Origin of the sequence: Kitasatospora sp. NPDC057518 (assembly GCF_042802075.1) — a bacterium.
Classification (GTDB): Bacteria; Actinomycetota; Actinomycetes; order Streptomycetales; family Streptomycetaceae; genus Kitasatospora.
The window spans coordinates 15,960-34,549 of record NZ_JBHVEU010000015.1 but is presented as its reverse complement, the minus strand read 5'-3'; the positions used below and the strand labels follow the sequence as shown (position 1 = coordinate 34,549).

12 protein-coding genes are annotated in these 18,590 nt (G+C 73.3%); 9 read left to right on the top strand and 3 right to left on the bottom strand.

The annotated features are described in order from the left end of the window. The first annotated feature begins 57 nt into the window (after nucleotides 1-57). Both ACFU7Z_RS03010 and ACFU7Z_RS03005 read left to right on the top strand, forming a co-directional pair. On the top strand, nucleotides 58-2,013 hold the full coding sequence (locus ACFU7Z_RS03010; RefSeq protein WP_380775599.1) for an ATP-dependent endonuclease: 1,956 nt from the start codon (nucleotides 58-60) through the stop codon (nucleotides 2,011-2,013). Continuing rightward, the gene (locus ACFU7Z_RS03005) at nucleotides 2,013-3,758 is read left to right on the top strand and encodes a UvrD-helicase domain-containing protein (protein ID WP_380775598.1); all 1,746 of its coding nucleotides are present in this window, start codon (nucleotides 2,013-2,015) and stop codon (nucleotides 3,756-3,758) included. Before ACFU7Z_RS03010 ends, ACFU7Z_RS03005 begins: the two co-directional genes overlap by 1 nt. 570 nt (nucleotides 3,759-4,328) lie before the next feature. Here ACFU7Z_RS03005 and ACFU7Z_RS03000 read toward each other — a convergent pair. Further along, complete coding sequence (locus ACFU7Z_RS03000) at nucleotides 4,329-5,045, bottom strand: flavodoxin family protein (protein ID WP_079272196.1); 717 nt, start codon at nucleotides 5,043-5,045, stop codon at nucleotides 4,329-4,331. Nucleotides 5,046-5,315: 270 nt separating this feature from the next. Between ACFU7Z_RS03000 and ACFU7Z_RS02995 the strand changes: the two genes are divergently transcribed. Next, nucleotides 5,316-6,341 carry a DUF5937 family protein gene (locus ACFU7Z_RS02995; RefSeq protein ID WP_380775597.1) on the top strand — a complete coding sequence of 342 codons (1,026 nt, stop codon included), beginning with the start codon at nucleotides 5,316-5,318 and terminating at the stop codon, nucleotides 6,339-6,341. 23 nt (nucleotides 6,342-6,364) lie between these two features. Here ACFU7Z_RS02995 and ACFU7Z_RS02990 read toward each other — a convergent pair whose 3' ends face one another. Together ACFU7Z_RS02990 and ACFU7Z_RS02985 are read right to left on the bottom strand one after the other, a co-directional pair. After that, a complete protein-coding gene (locus tag ACFU7Z_RS02990; protein WP_380775594.1) occupies nucleotides 6,365-6,880 on the bottom strand; it encodes a hypothetical protein in 516 nt (171 codons plus the stop codon). 104 nt (nucleotides 6,881-6,984) lie between these two features. After that, nucleotides 6,985-7,770, bottom strand: coding sequence for a class I SAM-dependent methyltransferase (locus tag ACFU7Z_RS02985; RefSeq protein WP_380775592.1), 786 nt, complete (start codon nucleotides 7,768-7,770; stop codon nucleotides 6,985-6,987). Between the two features lie 282 nt (nucleotides 7,771-8,052). Here ACFU7Z_RS02985 and ACFU7Z_RS02980 point away from each other — a divergent pair, with 282 nt between their 5' ends. The 6 genes from ACFU7Z_RS02980 to ACFU7Z_RS02955 all read left to right on the top strand — a co-directional run bounded on the left by ACFU7Z_RS02980 (nucleotide 8,053) and on the right by ACFU7Z_RS02955 (nucleotide 18,494). Continuing rightward, on the top strand, nucleotides 8,053-8,718 hold the full coding sequence (locus tag ACFU7Z_RS02980) for a DUF7019 family protein (protein ID WP_380775590.1): 666 nt from the start codon (nucleotides 8,053-8,055) through the stop codon (nucleotides 8,716-8,718). Between the two features lie 14 nt (nucleotides 8,719-8,732). After that, nucleotides 8,733-11,300, top strand: coding sequence for a WD40 repeat domain-containing serine/threonine protein kinase (locus tag ACFU7Z_RS02975; protein ID WP_380775589.1), 2,568 nt, complete (start codon nucleotides 8,733-8,735; stop codon nucleotides 11,298-11,300). A 45-nt stretch (nucleotides 11,301-11,345) separates the two neighbouring features. After that, nucleotides 11,346-12,326, top strand: coding sequence for a WD40 repeat domain-containing protein (locus ACFU7Z_RS02970; RefSeq protein ID WP_380775588.1), 981 nt, complete (start codon nucleotides 11,346-11,348; stop codon nucleotides 12,324-12,326). Between the two features lies 1 nt (nucleotide 12,327). After that, a complete protein-coding gene (locus ACFU7Z_RS02965) occupies nucleotides 12,328-13,620 on the top strand; it encodes a protein kinase (RefSeq protein WP_380775586.1) in 1,293 nt (430 codons plus the stop codon). A gap of 159 nt (nucleotides 13,621-13,779) precedes the next feature. Then, on the top strand, nucleotides 13,780-15,576 hold the full coding sequence (locus ACFU7Z_RS02960) for an RNA ligase family protein (RefSeq protein ID WP_380775585.1): 1,797 nt from the start codon (nucleotides 13,780-13,782) through the stop codon (nucleotides 15,574-15,576). Continuing rightward, the gene (locus ACFU7Z_RS02955) at nucleotides 15,576-18,494 is read left to right on the top strand and encodes a poly(A) polymerase (RefSeq protein WP_380775583.1); all 2,919 of its coding nucleotides are present in this window, start codon (nucleotides 15,576-15,578) and stop codon (nucleotides 18,492-18,494) included. Before ACFU7Z_RS02960 ends, ACFU7Z_RS02955 begins: the two co-directional genes overlap by 1 nt. Nucleotides 18,495-18,590: the final 96 nt, after the last annotated feature.

The following is an 18,590-nucleotide window of genomic DNA, read 5'->3' as shown; positions in this document are numbered from 1 at the left end:
GGAATGTGCCAACGTTCTCCTTCTGGGGATCGCGGGACGCGTCGTGCGGAGGGTGCCTTGACAGGCAATGTCGGCATGTTCATGAGCAAGATATCCGTCAAGAACTTCCGTTCATGTCGGGACACGGTGGTCGAGTTGCAGCCCGACATCACCTTGCTCGTCGGGGAGAACAATTCCGGCAAATCGAACGTCATAGAGGCGTTGCGACTGGCGACCTCGCCTCTGAACCCCAGGAGCGCCCGGTGGTTCGACGAGGCGGACCGTTCACACGGATGCGAGGACCAGGACGTCGAGTTCGGTGTCGAACTCGACGGACTGACTCCGATGCAGCAGTCCCAGTACCTCGCCGCGCTCGACGTACCCTCCAAGCGGGCCTACTTCACCACCCGGTACCGATTCATTGGAGACACGACCCGGCAGCGACGCCCGGTCCACAGCGCGGGCCTCACCGACGGGCCGGATGCTGAACCGGAGAAGCGTGACCAGATCACCCATGTCTACCTCGCGCCGCTACGGGACGCCCAGCGGGAACTGGGCTCGGCGGAGAACAGCCGGCTCACCAGGGTCATTCAGCAGCTGACCAGTGAGGGCGAGCGGGACATCTTCCTGAAGAAGGCCAACACTGCCTTCGAAGAGCTGAGGGAAGACCCGGTCCTCACCAAGACATCCGAGGCGATCCAGGGACACCTCAGCGGCCTGACGCAGGCGGTGCGGGGCCAGTACGTCGATGTGGGGTTCCACGACTACGAGCTCAACCGGCTCACACGTGCACTTCGCCTCAAGATGTCCGAGCACGGCATCGATCCGGCAGATCTCGCGGACTCGGGGCTCGGCTACGCGAACCTGCTGTTCATCGCGACGGTCGTCCTGGAACTCTCCAAGGCGAAGGACTCCGAACTCACCCTGTTCCTCGTGGAGGAGCCCGAAGCGCACCTGCACCCACAGCTGCAGGCGGTACTGCTGGACTACCTCCAGGAACAGGCCCGGGGCTCCGCCAAGGACGACAGGCAGGAACCGGCCGGTCGGATCCAGGTCGTGGCGACGACACACTCCGCCCATCTGGCGAGCGCGGTGGGCATCGACAACGTCGTCGCACTGCGCAGCAGCGCGGTCCCCGAACCGGAGGGCGAGGGCGAGTCCCCGGCCCAGAGGGGGCGGAACACCACCCAGGCTGTCCCGCTGCGCCGGCTGCCGTTGAACGACCGAAGCCGTCGGAAGATCAACCAGTACCTCGATGCGACCCGCGCTGCACTTCTCTTCGCCCGGAAGGTGATTCTCGTCGAGGGAATCGCCGAGGCGGTGCTGCTGCCGGTGATCGCCAAGCACTGCCTGTACAAGGGCGACGCTCCGGAAGACGTCGCCCGGCGGAGAGAGTTCCAAGCGGCCACGATCATCAACGTGGGCAGCGTCGACTTCCGCCCCTACATCGAGCTGCTTCTGGGGGCGGTCAACGGCTGCCGTCTGCTGGACCAGCTGGTGGTCATCACGGACGCGGATCCGGAGATCCCTGACGACCTCGCGCCGCCCGCCGACGGCCACGAGACATCGACCGGATTGCCGCCCTCCTCCACGGAGGGCGAAGAGGCGAGTGCCGACGAGCAGGACGAAGACGACGAACCGACTGCCTGGAACCGCAGCAACGACCTCCTGGAGGTGGCCAAGCAACTCGGCGCAGGAGACCGGCTGATCGTCGCGGAGGCCAAGTACACCCTCGAAGCCGACCTTCTTGCCCCACAAGGCAACGACAAGGTCTTGGGCGCCGCCTACCTGGCACAGCACAAGCGGTCCAAGAAGCACTGGGATGCCATCACGGCCGCGGACGAGCCGGCACTCGCCTTCTATAAGAAGCTCAGGGACAAGAAGAAGCCCTTCATCAGCAAGGGCGAGTTCGCGCACGACGTCGCACTGCTCCTCCAGGACGGCGAGCCCTTCACCGTGCCGGACTACCTTCGCAGGGCGATCGATGCCGTCGTCTCCAACACGACCGCCCCTGAGACCGGAGACGGCGAGTGATGCCGGAACTGACCGATGACCAGCGCGCCCTCGTCGAAGAGGTGGCCGAGAGCGCCTTCGTGACGGCCTGCCCCGGGGCCGGCAAGACACGCGCTGTCGTCGCACGATACCTGCGCCGCGTCGAGGAGGAGCCGCGAAAGGGCATCGCTCTCGTATCGTTCACCAACGCCGCGGTGGACGAGGTCCGGAGCCGTTGCGCCGATCGGCACGACGCGATGAAGGCCCCGCACTTCGTCGGGACCTTCGACAGCTTCATCGCCCGTTACCTCGTGGCTCCCCTCTACCGAGCCGTCTTCAAGGTGAGCCCGAGGCTCGTCCAGTCCTGGAACGACATCGGGCTGTCATCCTTCCGACTGCCAATCAAGGCCCGAATACCCGACGTTGAGCTTTCGTGGTTCGACTTCGACGGCACGGGTCGTGCGGAGCTGCGCCCCGAACGGATTCCGCGCCAAGCAGGATCTGAGCTCACGGGCCTGCTGACCGGTACTCGACGGGTGGACGCCGAGCGCAGAGCTGGTGCGATCCACCAGGGGCTTCTCAGGGCGGGAACGCTCACGTGTGACACATCCCGGCGTCTCGCCTGCGCTTGGCTCGCAGATCCCGCCATGCGAGCCGCGATCCAGCCGCTCATCGCCAACCGTTTCGCGGAGATCGTCGTCGACGAGGCGCAGGACTGCGGCGAGGACGAGCTCGTGATCCTCCAGTTCCTGCTGGAGTGCGGTATCCGGATTCTGATGATCGGCGACCTCGATCAGTCGATCTACGAATTCCGACGCGCGGTGCCCGAGCGGGTGAAGGCGTTCGGAGCCGGACTTCCCCGCCAGCTCAGCTTGAGTGACAACTTCCGCAGCACGTCGGCCATATGCGCCATCAACTCCTCACTCCGGGTCAGTGGGCAGCCGGACCGGGCCAGTGGCCCGCATGCGGGGAGCACCGTCCCGGTCCACGTCATCGGCTACCGCCGGGCCGAGGAAATCGCGCCCCTGGTGCTGTCCGTAGCGGCGGAGAACGGGCTCTCCGCCCGCCAGACGATCATCGTCTCGCACGGAGGAGCCGATGCCCTACGGGCAGTCGGCGCTGCCGGGACCGACCTGGTCGGCGCCAACCGTGTCGCCGCCGTTGTCGACGCCGGCCACAAGCTCAGGGCCGGCTCCGATGGAAAGTCCCGAGTCGCAGCACTCGAACGGGTCGAGCGGTACCTGATCCAGACGGTGGCCGCCGGCTCCCTCAACGAGCTGTCCCTGGACGCAGTGCTGGACGCCATCGGAATCGAGCGCCGATGGTTGCGGGACACGGCCATCCGCCTCTGTCAGTCCTTGGAACCGAAGAACAAGACCGCATCCGGATTCAGCGCTGAGCTCCGAGCGAGGGTCGCCCAACTGGATTGGCCTTCACAGCTGACGGTCGACTGCTCCGTCTTCCGAGCCCCAAAAGCCAAGGATTGGGAGGGACTCCTCAATGCAGAAGCCGCATCCGAGATCTTGTCCTCGACGATCCATGGGGTGAAGGGCCAGGAGTTTCCGGCCGTCGCACTGACTCTTCCGGCGAGGATGCGCAAGGACGCTACAGGCCGGACAGTCCTCGACGACTGGGAGTTCGGGTTCCAGACAGAAGCCAGGCGTGTTCTCTACGTCGGGGCGTCCCGAGCACAGGAGCTCCTGATGCTGGTGGTCCCGGTAAGCCACGCGGAGCGGGTGGCGAAGCTGCTTTCGAGGGACGCCGTCCCGTACCAGGTCTGCCGGTAGCTGGGGGGGTAGCCGCACCGCGTGCTCACCTGCTCTGGACAGGGCTCACCGCAGCGTTCCGCAAGTCGGGCCTGTTTCCTGTCGACTCGCTCCCTGGAGTCGGAGGGTTGGGAGTGTCGGACAGATTGATTCCATCCCACAGTCCGGTCTTGGGCCGCTTTCGTCCTTCCCTGCCTCCGCCCTCGCCACCGTCCTGCGGTGCCAGTCAGACCTTCCTCGAACGTGTCGGCGGCGATGCGCGCATAGGTGCCCAATCTCAGCTGAAGATGCGTCGAAAAAATGCAGCATCGGGTCAGCATCGTTCCGGGCAAACTCTGTTAACCCCCCGCCGGTGAGTGTGCAGGTCAGCGGGTGCGTCACCGGCTTCAGGGGGATTCCGGGGAGTTCGCGGGCGGGAGGCGGTCGCCCGGATAGCCCTGGACCTCGCCGAAGCGGTCGGAATTCATGGAGCTCATCCACTCCTCACGGGCTCGGGTAGTGTTTTCGTGGGACCGCCCGATGAAGTTCCACCACATGCCGATCACGCCGCCCCTGAACCGCTGTAGATCTTTTGCCGCTCCTGACAGGAGTTCAGCGGTGCTCGGGGTTCTCGAAGTCGAAGCGGCAGCCGGCGTCCCATTCGGAGCGCTGGTTGCCGTGGGCCGGGATGCCGCCGGCGTCCTTGAGCATGCGGGCCAGGTGGAGCTGGTTCCAGGTCATGAAGGTGGTGTTGCGGTTGGTGAAGTCGTTCTCCGGGCCGCCCGAACCGGGGTCCAGGTAGGACGGGCCGGGGCCGGCCTCCCCCACCCAGCCGGCGTCGGCTTGGGGCGGGATGGTGTAGCCGAGGTGCTGGAGGCTGTAGAGGACGTTCATCGCGCAGTGCTTGGCGCCGTCCTCGTTGCCGGTGATCAGGCAGCCGCCGACCCGGCCGTAGTAGGCGTACTGGCCCTCGGAGTTGAGGATCGAGGAGCAGGCGTAGAGTCGCTCGATGACCTTCTTCATGACGGAGGAGTTGTCGCCGAGCCAGACCGGCCCCGCCAGGGTGAGGATGTCGGCGGCCATCACCTGGGAGTAGATGACGGGCCACTCGTCGGTCTCCCAGCCGTGTTCCGTCATGTCAGGCCAGACGCCCGTGGCGATGTCGATGTCCACCGCCCGCAGGACGTCGACGGCGACGCCCTGGCGTTCCAGGATGCCGGTGCTGACGTCGATCAGGCCCTGGGTGTGGCTGCGCTCCGGGGAGCGCTTCAGGGTGCAGTTGATCACCAGGGCGCGCAGGTCGGCGTAGGACGTCGTCGGGTCCGGCACGGATTCCTCCTCCAGGGGCGGCGGGAGGCCGGTCGGGCCGCGGACTCCCGGTACAGCTCACCAGTCCGGTCTCCTGGGCGCTCGCGGAACTGGGCCGGTCGCCTGACGCCACAGCACCTGATCAACCGTTCGGGGCCGGCGACCCGGTCCCGATTCCGGCCCGTCCCCCTACTGGCCCGCGTGCCCGCGCTCGACGAGGATGGCCGTCGAGCGCAGGAGGACGGCAGCACCGGCGGAGGCGCCGGTCGGGCTTGGGGAGAGGGCGACGACGTGCCGTTACGCATCCACTTCACCATGGAGGACCTCGCGCGGACCCGCGTCGCCGACGGACCGGCGCCCTGCATCGAGCTGAGCACCGCGGCACGGCAGCTGCAGGAGCGCACCCAGCCGGAGCGGCTCGGGGCCTGGCGCCACCGCACCCTGTCCGCCCTGCAGCCCGCCTCGCGCATGGTCCTCGCCCTCATGCCCTCGCGCGGGCGGATCACCGACTTCCTGAGCGGCGCGAACGCCGCGACGCCCGCCGAACTGATCGAACAGGTCCGTGCCACGCCCCGCAGCCGCGTACGGGCCAGCCTGGAGAACACGGCCCGGCACCAGCCCCTGCCCTCGTGGGCCCGCCGGCTGCCCGACGACCCGCTGCTGCTGCGGCAGTTGTGCGACAGCCTGGAGCACGTGGCCGGCCACGCCCTCGTCCCGCACTGGCGGGAGGTCGAGGCCTTGACGGCGGCCGACGCGGCGGTGCGGTCCCGCCAGCTGCTCGGCGGCGGCGTCGAGGCGCTGCTCGCGCGCCTCAACCCGCGGCGGGTCCGCTGGCGGGCGCCCGTGCTGGAGATCGCGACGGTCTCCGGTCTGGACGCCGACGTGCACCTGGCCGGGCAGGGGATGCTGCTCCAGCCGTCGGTGTTCGCCGTCGAGGCCCCGATCGTCAACCTCGACGCGGTGCCGCAGCCCGTCCTCACCTATCCGGTGGCCCGGCTCCAGGAGGGTGCGGCCATGCCTCTGTTCCCGGCCCTCCCGTCCGGCGGCCGTCGGGAGTCGCCGCCGGCGGTCGACGTCGTCGGATCCCTGCTGGGCCGCACCCGGGCGGCGGTGCTCGGCGCCATCGCCGGTCACCCGGGCTGCTCGACCCGGCAACTCGCCGCGCTCGTCGGCATCTCCGTGGCCAGCGCCAGCGAGCACGCCACGACGCTGCGCAACGCGGGCCTGATCGCCACCCACCGGGACCGCCAGACGGCCGCCCACGTCGCCACCCCGACGGGCGTCGCGGTGCTCGACGCGTCCTCCGGACGGCGCTGAGCGGCCCACTACCACCCCACCAATCAGCCGGCGCCGGACCGGCGCACGGCGTCCTCCCAGAGGTCCAGCCCGGCTCGCAGGAGTTCACGTACGGCCGCGGTCTCCTCGTCCGTCAGGGCTTCCTCGTCGGCGGCCGGTTCGAGGGTGTCGCCACCGAAGACCTTCTCGTAGGCGCTGTCGTGGACCGGCCCCTGGGAGGGAAGGGGCGGGCCGGCCGTCACGCTGTGGGCGAGGTCTTCGAAGAAGTTCCACGCCTCCAGCAGCAGTCCCGCCGGCACCGGACCGGGGCCGGGGCCGGGCTCGGGGTGCTCGACCCACCGCCGCACGGCGGCCAGGTCGAGCGTGCCCTCGCCCTCCCAGACGAGCTCCCGGCCGTTGCGATCACAGTGGTCCCGCAGCGTTTCGATGTCCCGGAAGACGAGGAGTCCTCCGAGGTCGTCGACGAGGAGCTCATCGGGTGCGTCGCCCTCGCCGGGCCGCCAGATCACCGTCAGGTCCCCGCTCCTGGTCGCCATGCGGTACGGATAGTGGTCGGCCATGCGGGTCTCCCGTGGTGTCGCGGCGCCACCCGCCGCGCGGGTCGTTCTGCCCGTAGTGATCGTCACACACGAGGGCTGCCGGGAGAGGGCAGAGGGGGAGCGACTCAGGCCCGGTCGGCCCGGCGGATGACGAGCATGTCCTGGGTGTGGCCGATGCCGTAGCCGCCGCCGGGGAGGGCGAAGTGCTCCTGGACGTAGGCGGCCAGGGCCGCGCGGGACGGGCGGGGGTCGAGGGTGGCCAGGTCGGCGACGTTGACCATGAACTCGGCGACGTCCACCGCCTCGGCGAGGTCGGGCGCGCGGTAGTGGAGGTCGAGGGTTTCGAGGGCGTAGTCGTGCTCCGGGTGCCGCTCGTGCAGGCGGTCGGCGAGCGGCGCGAGGTCGTAGCGGACGCCGGTGAAGTGCGCGGCCATCCGCATGCACGGGCTCTCCGGGTTCTGGAGCACGACCAGGAGGGTGCCGCCGGGGGCCGTCCAGTCCAGGGCGCGGCTGACGGTGCCGAACCAGTTCGCCTCGGGCACGTAGTAGAGCACGTGGGAGAGGTGGACGAGGTCGGCCTGCTCGGGCGGGTGGACCCGGTCGAGCGGTTCCGGGAGGACGAGGGCGTCGGGGCAGGCCGCGCCGAGCTTCTCGCGCATCGCGGCGCTGGGTTCCACCGCGATCGTGCGGTCGAAGGAGCGGCTCAGGTGGGCGGTGGTGCGGCCGTCGCCCGCGCCGAGGTCCAGCAGGACCCGGCGGTGCGGCAGGGTGGCCACGATCTCGCTCAGCCGGGCGTGGGTGATCGGCTTCTCGTCCGTCCCGGCCAGGAACAGTTCGAACGCCCGGCGGTAGTCGGCGCTCGTCACGTCCAGGACCCGGACCGGGTCCGCGTCCCTCGTCGTCGTCTCCACCTGTCGGCCTCCCCTGTTGACGGTGTGCCAGGTGGCGCCCATTGCACCCCGGGGCGGCGGCGCGGGGGTGCAGGGACGTTCCTGCCCGCGTGTCGTCCACACCTCCGCGACCGAGGACCCCGTCGGACAACCTGCTGTCCGGCAAGGTCAACTTCACTGCCGTCAGCAGGCGTTGGCGATCGCGAGGCACCCACGACCCGCCCGCCTTGACTCACCGGGCGGCCTCGAGGTTTCTCGGCGAAAGCCGTGACCGGCGGGACGGTGACGGGATACCCTCATATGGTGACGGTGCGCTATTACCTGTACATCAGCGACGCCAAGATCGACATGCTGCTCTCCCAGGTCGACCCCGCCTTCGGCCGCCGGAGCACCACCGAAGCAGGCCTGAGCGTCAGGCTGTTCAACATCAAGCGGAGCGTCGAGACGCCCGCGCCGGACCGGACCGCCAAGCTGGAGCGCGTCCTGCGCCACCTGGAGGAGACCGACCAGATCGGATCGGTGGACGAACCGGGGCCGTACTTCCGCGGCAGTCTGCCCATGCAGTGGGGCACCCTCCACGGCGGCGGCGACGGCTCGCTGGTGTACTTCGGCGGCCGAACCGACCGGACGGTCCTCGGCCTCGGCGGCGCCGTCGGCCACGTGCTCGGCACGACCGCACCGCAGGCCCAGGTGTTCGCCCCCTCCTCGGGGCCGACCCTCCTGGCCGGTCTGGCCTCGGCCTTCGCCCCCGAAGGCACCGAAGACAGCGAATGCACCGAAGCCCCTGTCGAGGAGGCCTCCCTGGCCGCGGTACACACCGCCGGGCGGCTGCTGCGCGGCCCGCGGCAGACCGTCGAGTTCGTCGCCCGCCGCCTGCTGACCGGGCCCAGTCCCTACCCCGAACTCGACGCCGGGCCCGACATGCGGGTGCTACTCGGCAGCCCCCTGTACGTGGCACTGGCCGACTGACGATGCGGCGCACGATGCCCCCCGCCTGGCGGCCCGGCGACGTGGTCCTCGACCTCTACGAGGTGCTCGACGACGTGCGCAGCGGCGGCATGGGGGTCGTCCAGCGGGTCCGGCACCGCGGCTGGAACGTCGACCTCGCGGTCAAGACGCCCCGCCCGGGCCTCGTCGCCTCCGAAGCGAGCCGGCTCCGGTTCGAGGCCGAGGCCGGTACCTGGGTGGACCTGGGCCTCCACCCGCACACCGTGAACTGCGCCTACGTCCGCACCGTCGACGGGCTGCCGCGGGTGTTCGCCGAGTGGGTCGACGGCGGCAGCCTCGCCGAGGCGGTGGCCGACGGCCGCCTCTACGAGGGCAGTCGGGAAGCCGCCCTCGCACGCGTGCTGGACGTCGCCGTCCAGACCGCGTGGGGGCTCCAGCACGCCCACGACAGCGGCCTGGTCCACCAGGACGTCAAGCCCGCCAACGTCATGCTCGAACCCGACGGAACCGCCAAGGTCACCGACTTCGGACTGGCCCGGGCCCGTGCGGCGGGCCCCGACGGCGCACCCGCCGCCGGCGCACCCCTCGCCGGGGCAGCCGTCACCTTCGGCGGCATGACCCCCGCCTACTGCTCCCCCGAACAGGCGCTCGCCGCCCTGGGCCGCCGGGCCGTCCGGCTGACGCCCGCGACGGACGTGTGGTCCTGGGCGCTGACGGTGCTGGAGATGTTCACCGGCCACCGGCCGACCCGGTACGGCCAGGCCGCCGGCGCGGTGTTCGAGAAACTGCTGGCGACCGGACGGCTCGACCCCCGACTGCCGCCCGCACCCCCCGCGGTCGTGGCGCTGCTGCGCCAGTGCTTCACGACCGACCCGGCGGCGCGGCCCGCCCGGCCGGCGGACGCCGCCGACGTCCTGATCGGCGTCCACCGCGACCTCACGGGCATGCCGTACCCGCGCCCGGCCCCGGAGCCGGCCGCGCTGCTGGCCGACGGACTCTCCAACCAGGCGCTGTCCCTGCTCGACCTCGGACGCACGGAGGATGCCGAGGCACGGTGGCGGGAGGCAATGACGGCCGACCCCCACCACCTCGTCGCAGCCTTCAACTTCGGCCTGCACCGCTGGCGTTGTGCGCGCAAGACCGACCTGGACCTCGTCGCCGAGCTGGAGGTCGCCCGCCGGGCCGGTGGCGACGACGCCCTGGGCGCGCGGCTGCTCGGGCTCGTCCACCTGGAGCGCGGCGACCGCGAGCGCGCCGCCGAACTGCTGCGCCCCTCGGCCCCGGGGGAACCGGAACCGGCCGAGATCTCCGAGGCACTGGCGGAGCTCGCCCGCGACCCGGGGACGCGCCCGGCGGTCCTCGCCGGCCACCCGGCCGGGGTGGCCGCACTGGCGGTGTCGGCCGACGGCGGTCTGGTGCTGTCCGGCGACCACCGGGGTGGGCTGCGGCTGTGGGAGACGGGCAGCGGCCGCTGCCTGCGCGAGCTGACGCCGGAGGGCGAGGGGCCGGGCGTCGTGTCCGTCGCCATGGACGCCGCGGGACGGATCGGCCTGGTGGGCCGCGGGCAGGGTCCGCCGGAGGCGTGGGACCTCACCCGCGGCCGGCGGCTCCCCCTCCCGGCGGGCCCGACCGCCGGTCCCGTCGCGGCGGTCGCGCTCAGCGCCGACGGGACGGTCGCCGCCACCGGGCACGACGACGGCACCCTGTGGTTCCGGCGCCTGGACACCCCCTGGCTCCTGGGCCCGGTGCAGAGCCGGGCGGAGCGGTTGACCGCACTCGGACTCAGCGACGACGGCGAGTTCGCCGTGACGGCCGGCGACCTGCGCGACGACAAGCTCCGCGGCTGGCTGGTGTCCACCGGGGTGTGCGGGGCGGTCTTCACCGAGCCGCGCGCCAAGCCCCACCACTCGGCCTGGGGCGGCTTCGTGCGAGGGGCCGCCGTGGCCCCGGGGGCGATGTACGCCGTGCAGGTGTGGGCCGGGCCGATGGTGCTGTGGGACGTGCGGGCAAACCGGATCGCCGCCCAGGTGCGCCACGCGCTGACGGACGTCTCGGCGCTCGCCCTCACCCCGGACGGCTCGCTGGCCGTCGTCGGAGGCGGCCAGCCGCTGCAGGTCGTGCAGACGGCAACCGGCCGCTGCCTGCGCACCGTCGACGACGGCACGTCGCAGCACACGCGGGTCCTCGCGGTGAGCGCCGACGGCCGCTACGCCGTGCTGCCCGTGTTCGGCGACGGCCGGATCAGCGTGCTGCCCCTGCCCGTCCCCGGCTACCGCGCGCCGTGGGCGTACGCCAGGCCCCGGGCCGCCGGTGAACTGTCCGACCACGCCGGGCGGTTCAGGGCGGCGATGCGCGAGGGCGAACGGCTCCTGCGGGAGGGCCGCCACGCGCGGTCGGCGGACGCCCTGCGCGCCGCGCGGGCGGTGCCGGGCCACGAGCGGCACCCCGAACTGCTGCACGCGTGGAACGCCCTGGGCCGGCACGGGCGCACCACGGGCCTGCGCGGCGCCTGGCAGACGTTCGACTTCACCGTGCGCCTCGCGAGGCCCGCGGCGACGGCGTTCGCCGGGGACACCAGCTGGTTCCTCGCCGCGGTGCTGTAGGACCGGTTCGTCCTGTGCGACGCCGCCAACGCCCGCCGCCACCGGGTGGTCGCCTCGGATGCCGGGGCCGGCCAGGCCCTCCTGCTGACCCACGACGGCGCCAGGGCCGTCCTCCACGGCGGCGGGGAGGCCGCGCTGTTCGACCTCCGGGACGAGCGGACCGTCACGCTGCTGCCCGACGGCGTCGAGGCCGTGGCGCTGGCCGACGCCGGCCCGTGGCTGCTGACCGGCGACGACGGCGGAAGGCTCTGCCGCTGGGACATCGCGGACCTGCCGGACCACGGTGGCCGCCCCGGGCCCGCCTTCCGCTTCCCCGCCCACCGAGGGCCGGTGGCCACGGTGGCGATCAGCCCCGACGGCCGGTACGGGGCCTCGACCGCCTCCGTCGACGCCCGGGACGGCGGCGGGGACGGCAGCCGACCGGGCTCCGATCGAGGCGAACTCTGCGGATGGGACCTCGCCTCGGGCGAGCGCCTCTGGCGGCACGCCGGGCGCCCCGTCCGGGCGGGCTTCCGCTTCGCCCCGGACGGCCGGACCCTGCTGGAGCACGACCACCTCGGCGTGCACGGCTACGACGCCGCGAGCGGCCGTCGGATCTACTCGCTCGACGGCCTGTACAACTCCCACCACCTGGCGATCTCCGCGGACGGCCGGCACTCCGTGGCCGCCGGGTACGGAAGGCTGGCCGTGTTCGACACAGCCACCGGCCGGGTGCTCCGGGAGTTCCGCGACCCCGGCCTCGTCAACGCGCTGAAACTGACCTCCGACGGCCGGTTCGCGCTCGTGGGCCTCACCGACCAGGAGGTGCACGTGTGGGACCTGGACCGGGAGCGGAGGCTGCGCGTCCTGGGCGGACACCAGGGCCCGGTCTTCGGCCTCGCCCTCAGCGCCGACGACCGCTACCTGCTGGCGTCCGGACTCGACTCCGTCCGCTGCTGGGAGCTCGACTGGGACCACACCTGGGAACCGGACCCGGCGCCGGGTGCGGGCGGCGGCCCGGGCGCCGCGCCGCGGCGGGAGCGTTGACATGCCGTTCTCCGTCACCCTGACCCTCCGCGGCGCGCCGGCGGCGGCCCGCGTCTTCGGCCGCCGCACCACCTGCCTGGTCGGCCGGGCGGCCGAGTGCGGGATCCGGCTGGCCCCGACCGAGACCCGGACCTCCCGCCACCACTGCGTACTCGACGTCGACCCCCCGCAGCTGCGGGTGCGGGACCTCGGCAGCCGCAACGGCACCTACGTCAACGGCGAGCGACTGCGGCCGGGGCCGCCCGGGCGGCACCTGTCCGACGGCGACGAGATCCGCGTCGGGCGCGCGGTCCTGCGCGTCGCCGTCCACGCGGCGGAGCGCATGGCCGGCGACCCGGGCCCGGACGCGGACGCCCGCACGCCGGACCCCGTCGAGGCACTGCACGTACTGCTCGACGCGGCCGGGGCCGGGGCGCCGGAGCTCACCGGCATCCGCGGCTACCAGGTGCTCCAGGAACTCGGCCGCGGCGGGCAGGGCGTCGTCCACCTCGCCCGGCACGAGGAGACCGGCGAACTCCTCGCCCTCAAGACCCTGTCGGCGCACGGCGCCGTCGACCCCTCGGCCCGCGAAGGCTTCCTGCGCGAGTTCGCCTGCACCCGCGCGCTGCGCCACCCGAACATCGTCGCCTTCCACGGTGCCGGCGCCCACGGCAGCACCTTCTACTTCACCTGCGAGTTCTGCCGTCTGGGCAGCGTCGCCGACCTCGTGGCCCGGTCCGGCGGCCGGCTGGATGTCGACCGCGCGGTGGGCATCACCCTCCAGGTGCTCCGCGGACTGCACTACGCCCACACCGCGCAGGTTCCGGTCCGGCACGCCGACGGGTCCTCGGCCCTCTATCGCGGGCTGGTGCACCGCGACATCAAACCGCAGAACCTCCTGCTCACCGGGACGCGGGAGAACCCGGCCGTGAAGGTCGCCGACTTCGGCCTGTCCAAGGCGTTCGACAGCGCCGGCCTCTCCGGCCACACCCTCACCGGTGCTCTGGGCGGCAGCCCGGCCTTCATGCCGCGCGGCCAGGTGCTCGACTTCAAGTACGCGCTGCCCGAGGTCGACCTCTGGGCCACGACCGCCTGTCTGTACTGGATGCTCACCGGCTCGCCACCGCGCGACTTCCCCTCGGACGCCGATCCGGTCACCGTCGTCCTGCACCGGCCGCCCGTACCCGTGCGCGACCGACTGCCCACGCTGCCGCCCCGGCTCGCGGCGGCCATCGACACCGCCCTCGTCGACGAACCCGGAATCGCCCCCACCACCGCGGCCGACCTGGCGGAGGTGTTCCGCCGGGCGCTCTGAGCCGCGCGGACTGTTCGCCGACCGCGGTGACGACGACGGCAAGTACCGTCGCGTCCTGCTCCGCCGCGCACCCACTCCGAAGCTCGGTAAATCGGTGGCCCGGCGTCCGTGGCGGCTCCTACAGTGTCCGCCTGATCAAGAACGCCCAGGGAGCCGGACATGCGTGTGCACTACCCCCGGACGCCGCATCTGCCCTGGTCACCGGGCGCGGCGGCGGACGACGTACGGGCCGGGGACCTGTCCGCGCTGGCCGGCGCCGAGGTCGTCGTCACCGAGAAGCTCGACGGCGAGAACACCACGCTCTACCGCGACGGCCTGCACGCCCGCTCGCTGGACTCCGCCCACCACCCCTCCCGCGCCTGGGTGAAGGGCCTCCAGAGCCGGATCGCCCCGCGCATCCCGGACGGCTGGCGGATCTGCGGCGAGAACCTGTTCGCCCGGCACTCGATCCCGTACACCGATCTGGAGAGCTGGTTCTACGGCTTCTCGGTCTGGACGGGCGGCACCGACGACCGGAGCCACGGCCGGGACCACTGCCTGGACTGGGACGACACCGTCCGCTTCCTGCGCCGCCTCGGCGTCCCCGCCCCCCGGGTGCTGTGGCGCGGCCGCTACGACGAACGGGCCCTGCGCGCCCTGCGGTTGGACCTCGACCGGCAGGAGGGGTACGTGGTGCGGACGGTCCGGGGCTTCTCCCGGGCCGAGTTCGGCGAGCGGGTCGCCAAGTGGGTCCGCCCGCGGCACGTGCGTACCGACACCCACTGGATGCACGCCGCGGTGGTGGAGAACGGGCTCGCCCCGGGCTCCGCGCTCTGGGCCGTGCGCTCCGGTGCGCTGCCCGAGCCCGCCGCCCTCGCGGCGGCCTTGGACATACCCGAACTCTCCTGCTCTCCGGAGGAGTTGGCCGAGGTGTCGGCCCGGCTGGACGAGCTGGGCCGGGGCGGGGACGCCCGGCTGGCCGGTGTGCTCGCCACCGCGCTGCGCACCGCCCCCCGCCGGTCGCTGGCACCGCTGCTGGCCGGGCCGATCGGACTGCCGCTGGCCCGACGGGTCGCCGACCTGGTCGGGCTGCACCCCGCCCTCCAGCAGCCGTACCCGGACGAGGAGCGCCGCGCCGGGCTGGTCCGGCTCTCGGCGGCCGCCGACCTCGGAGTGCTGCACGCCGTCGCGGCGACCGCCGCCCCCGGACGGGCGGAGCGCGAGCAGGTCGCCTGGTCGGCGCTGTACGCCGAGGACGCCGGGCTGCTCGCCGAGGCGCCGCTCGCCCGGCTGCGGGCCGAGCTGCGGACGGCGCTGGCCGGTCTGGACCGCGACGCCGCCGACCGCTGCTGGGCCCAGGCCCGCGAGGCGTACGCCCTCGGCCGGATCGCCACCGCCGAGGAGGCCGTCGCGGCCACCTGGCGCTGGCGCGACGGCCGGTTCCCCCGACTGGTCCACCTGTGCGGCCCCTCCGGCAGCGGCAAGAGCAGCTTCGCCGCCGGGCTCACCGGCGTGACCGCCCGGATCAGCCTGGACGACCTGCGCGCCGCCCGGGGCTCGCGCGCCGACCAGCGCGACAACGCCGATGTGCTGCGCGAGGGCCTGGCCCGGCTGGACGCCGCCCTGGCCACCGCCCCGACTCCTGCCCCTAGAGAATCCACCACTGACCCTGGCGGATCCGCCGGCGCCACCGCCGTCTGGGACGCCACCTCGCTCAACCGCCAGCAGCGCTCCCACGTCCACGCCGTCGCCCAGCGCCGTGACGCCCTGGTCACCCAGGTGGTGCTGGTGGTCGGCGAGGAGGAGCTGCTGCGCCGCAACGCCGTCCGCCCGCACCCCGTGCCCGACCAGGTGCTCACCGCGCAGCTGCACCGCTTCGGCCCGCCCTACCCCGGCCAGGCGCACCGCACCTGGTACGTCGGCCCCGGTGGCACCGTGGAGGACACCGCGGGCACGCTCGACGAGCAGGAGGACTGATGCGCCCCATCGAACAGATCTGCCAGCGCATCCGCTGGGACGCCCGCTTCGACCCGGCCCGGTTCTCCCTGGGCGTGCGCCACCGCGACGACCGCACTGAGCGCGTCCCGCTGGAGGCCTTCACCGCCTCCGGCGAGATCCCCTGGCACCGGGTGCACTGGGTCGAGGCGGACGGCGTACGGGTCTGGGACCGCGCCTCGGGCGTGGACCTGCTCGACCGCACCGAGGCCGGGCGCCGCACCGACCCGCCGCTCCTGCCCGCGCCCTTCTTCACCGCGACCACCCCGTACGCCTGGCACCCGGACGGCGGCTGGCGGCCGGCCCGGACCGGCGAGACCACCGAGACCGCCGGGACCGCCGCCACGGCCACCGGCCTGCGCGTGGTCACCTGGAACACCCTGTGGGATCGCTATGACGCCGACCGGATCGCCACCGCCCGGCGCCGCCCGCTGCTGCTCGCCGCGCTGGCGGCCGCCGACGCCGACGTCATCGCCCTCCAGGAGGTCGAGCCGGAGCTGATCGCCCTGCTGCTGACGGCGCCCTGGGTCCGCGCCGGGTACACCCTCGGCGCCGACCCGCTGGGGCCGGAGGTCGACGACCACGGCCTGCTGCTGCTCAGCCGGCTGCCGGTGCTGGCGGCCGGGCGGCACACGCTGGGCCCGCACAAGGCCGTCACCGCCCTCGCGGTTCGGGCCTCCGGCGCTCCGCTGACCGTCGCCGCCGTCCACCTCAGCAGCGACCACTCCCCGGACGGCGCCGACCGCCGCCGCTCCGAACTCGCCCGGCTCGCCGAGGGATTGGCGGGCGTGGAGGGCGAGCTGCTGCTGCTCGGGGACTTCAACGACGGCCGCTCCGGCCCGGCCGGCCCGGCCGCCGCGCTCGGCCTGCGGGACGCCTGGGCCGAGGTGCACGGGCCGGGCGACGACACCCCCACCTTCGACCCGACGGCCAACCCGCTCGCCGCGGTCTCCTCGCTGACCGGCCGCCCGGGCCGGCTGGACCGCGTCCTGCACCGCGCCGACGGCACCCGCGCCACCACGGCCGTCCTGCTCGGCGACCGCCCGGACGCGGACGGGCTCCTGCCCTCCGACCACTACGGCGTGGCCGTCGACCTCCTCCTCGAAAGCGGCGACGGCGACGGCGCCATGGTCCTCGACGCCGCGCCCACCGCCCGCACCGCCGTCGCCTGGCTGCCGCCCGAGGAGCTGTGGCCGCCGATCCAGCACCTGCGCGAGGCGTACGACCCGCAGGTGCGCCGCTGGCCCCCGCACGTCAACCTGCTGTTCGGCTTCGCCCCGGAGGCCGAGTTCGACCGCGCCCTGCCGCTGCTGGGCGCGGCCGCCGCCGAGGTCGCGCCGTTCACCGCCCGGCTGGAGGGCGTGCACACCTTCGGGCACCGCGAGGACGCCACCGTCTGGCTGGACCCGGCCGCCGCCTCCGCCGCGCCCTGGTCGGCGCTGCGGCACGCGCTGGAACGGCGCTTCCCGCGCTGCCTCGGCCGGGCGGAGGGCTTCACCCCGCACCTGAGCCTCGGGCGCAGCGCCGACCCGCAGCGGGTGGCCGCCGACTGCGCGGCCCGGCTGACCGGGGCCTCGGCCCGGGTCGGCGAGCTGGTGGTGCTCTCCCGCCGGGGCACCGAGCCGATGCGGCCGCGCGCCGTGGTCTCGCTGGGGACCGGCGAGGTGCGGCCGGTGCCCGAGCAGCCGCTCGCCTCACCGGCCCCGGAGCCGCCCGAACACGCTTCAACAGCAACGGAGTTGGCCCGCCGGATCGCGGCGGCCCTGCCCGAGGGCGTGGTGCACACCGTCGGCTCCCGACGGCTCGGCTGCCAGTTGGACGGAGGCGACCTGGACCTGGTGGTGGCGCTGCCCGGCGCCGCCGATCTGCCCGCCGTCCGCGCCCGGGTGGCGGCCGCGCTGCCGGAGGCCCGGCGGCTGCGCGAGGTGCGCGGTGCCCGGGTGCCGGGGCTCCGGCTGACCGCCGACGGCCTGTCGGTCGACCTCGTGGTGGTCTTCACCGGCGCTCTCGATCCGACCCAAGCCGTAGACCGCCGTACGGAGTTGGGCGAGGCGGAGGCCGTCGCGCTGAGCGCCGTCACGGACGCCGAGGCGGTCCTGGCAGCGCTCGGCGACCGCCACGCCCGCTTCGTCCGGCTGGCCCGCCAGGTCAAGGCCTGGGCGCGGGCGCGCGGCCTGGACTCCGCGCCCTTCGGCCAACTGCCCTCGCTCGCCTGGTCGGTGCTGGCCGCCCGGACGGTCCTGGAGGCGCCCGACGGCCCCGAGGAGGACCTCTTCCAGCGCTTCACCGAGACCTGGGCGGGCTGGGACTGGCGCCAGCCCGTCGCCCTCACGGGTGGTCCGACGCCGCCCTCCTCCGGCCCGCTCACCGTCCTCACCCCCTCCGCCCCGGTCCGCAGCTGCACCACCCAGGTCAGCGCCGACACCCGCGACCTGCTCACCGAGGAGCTCTACCGCGCCTGGGAACTCACCACCGAGGCCGCCGAAGCCACCGAGGCCGCCGACTCCTCCAAGGCTCCCAACGCGCCCGAGGCACCCGAGGCACCCGAGACACCCGGTGCCGCCGAACCCCTGTGGCCCGCCCTGCTCGCCGCTCCCCCGCTGCACCGCCGGCACGCCGCCTGGGCCGTGGTCAGCGCCGACGAGGAGTCGCTCGGCCTCGCCCGGGGCCGCGTCCGCGCCCTGCTGGCCGCCCTGGAGGAGGCCGGGGCCACCCGGCTGCACGCCTGGCCCCACCCGTACCGGACCGCCGACGGCCGCTTCCACCTCCCGATCGGCCTCGGCCCCGACCCGCTCTCCGCCACCCGGCTCGCCCCGCTCGCCAAGGCCTGCTCCCGGAACCTGCCCGGCGTCCGGGTCGAGCACGTCGACGGCGGCGGCGCTCCCACCCCGACCCGCTGAACCACCCCTCCCGCCTGGACCATCCCTCCTGCCTGGACCACCCCCACCTACTGGACCGACCCGACCACCCCGATGGGCCGAACCACCCCTGCCCAT

Excerpts from the sequence above, each read along its gene's own strand:
- ACFU7Z_RS02955 (WP_380775583.1), top strand. The coding sequence starts at position 15,576 with ATGCGCCCCATCGAACAGATCTGCCAGCGCATCCGCTGGGACGCCCGC.
- ACFU7Z_RS02960 (WP_380775585.1), top strand. The coding sequence starts at position 13,780 with ATGCGTGTGCACTACCCCCGGACGCCGCATCTGCCCTGGTCACCGGGC.
- ACFU7Z_RS02990 (WP_380775594.1), bottom strand. The coding sequence starts at position 6,880 with ATGGCCGACCACTATCCGTACCGCATGGCGACCAGGAGCGGGGACCTG.
- ACFU7Z_RS02965 (WP_380775586.1), top strand. The coding sequence starts at position 12,328 with ATGCCGTTCTCCGTCACCCTGACCCTCCGCGGCGCGCCGGCGGCGGCC.
- ACFU7Z_RS02975 (WP_380775589.1), top strand. The coding sequence starts at position 8,733 with ATGCCCCCCGCCTGGCGGCCCGGCGACGTGGTCCTCGACCTCTACGAG.
- ACFU7Z_RS03005 (WP_380775598.1), top strand. The coding sequence starts at position 2,013 with ATGCCGGAACTGACCGATGACCAGCGCGCCCTCGTCGAAGAGGTGGCC.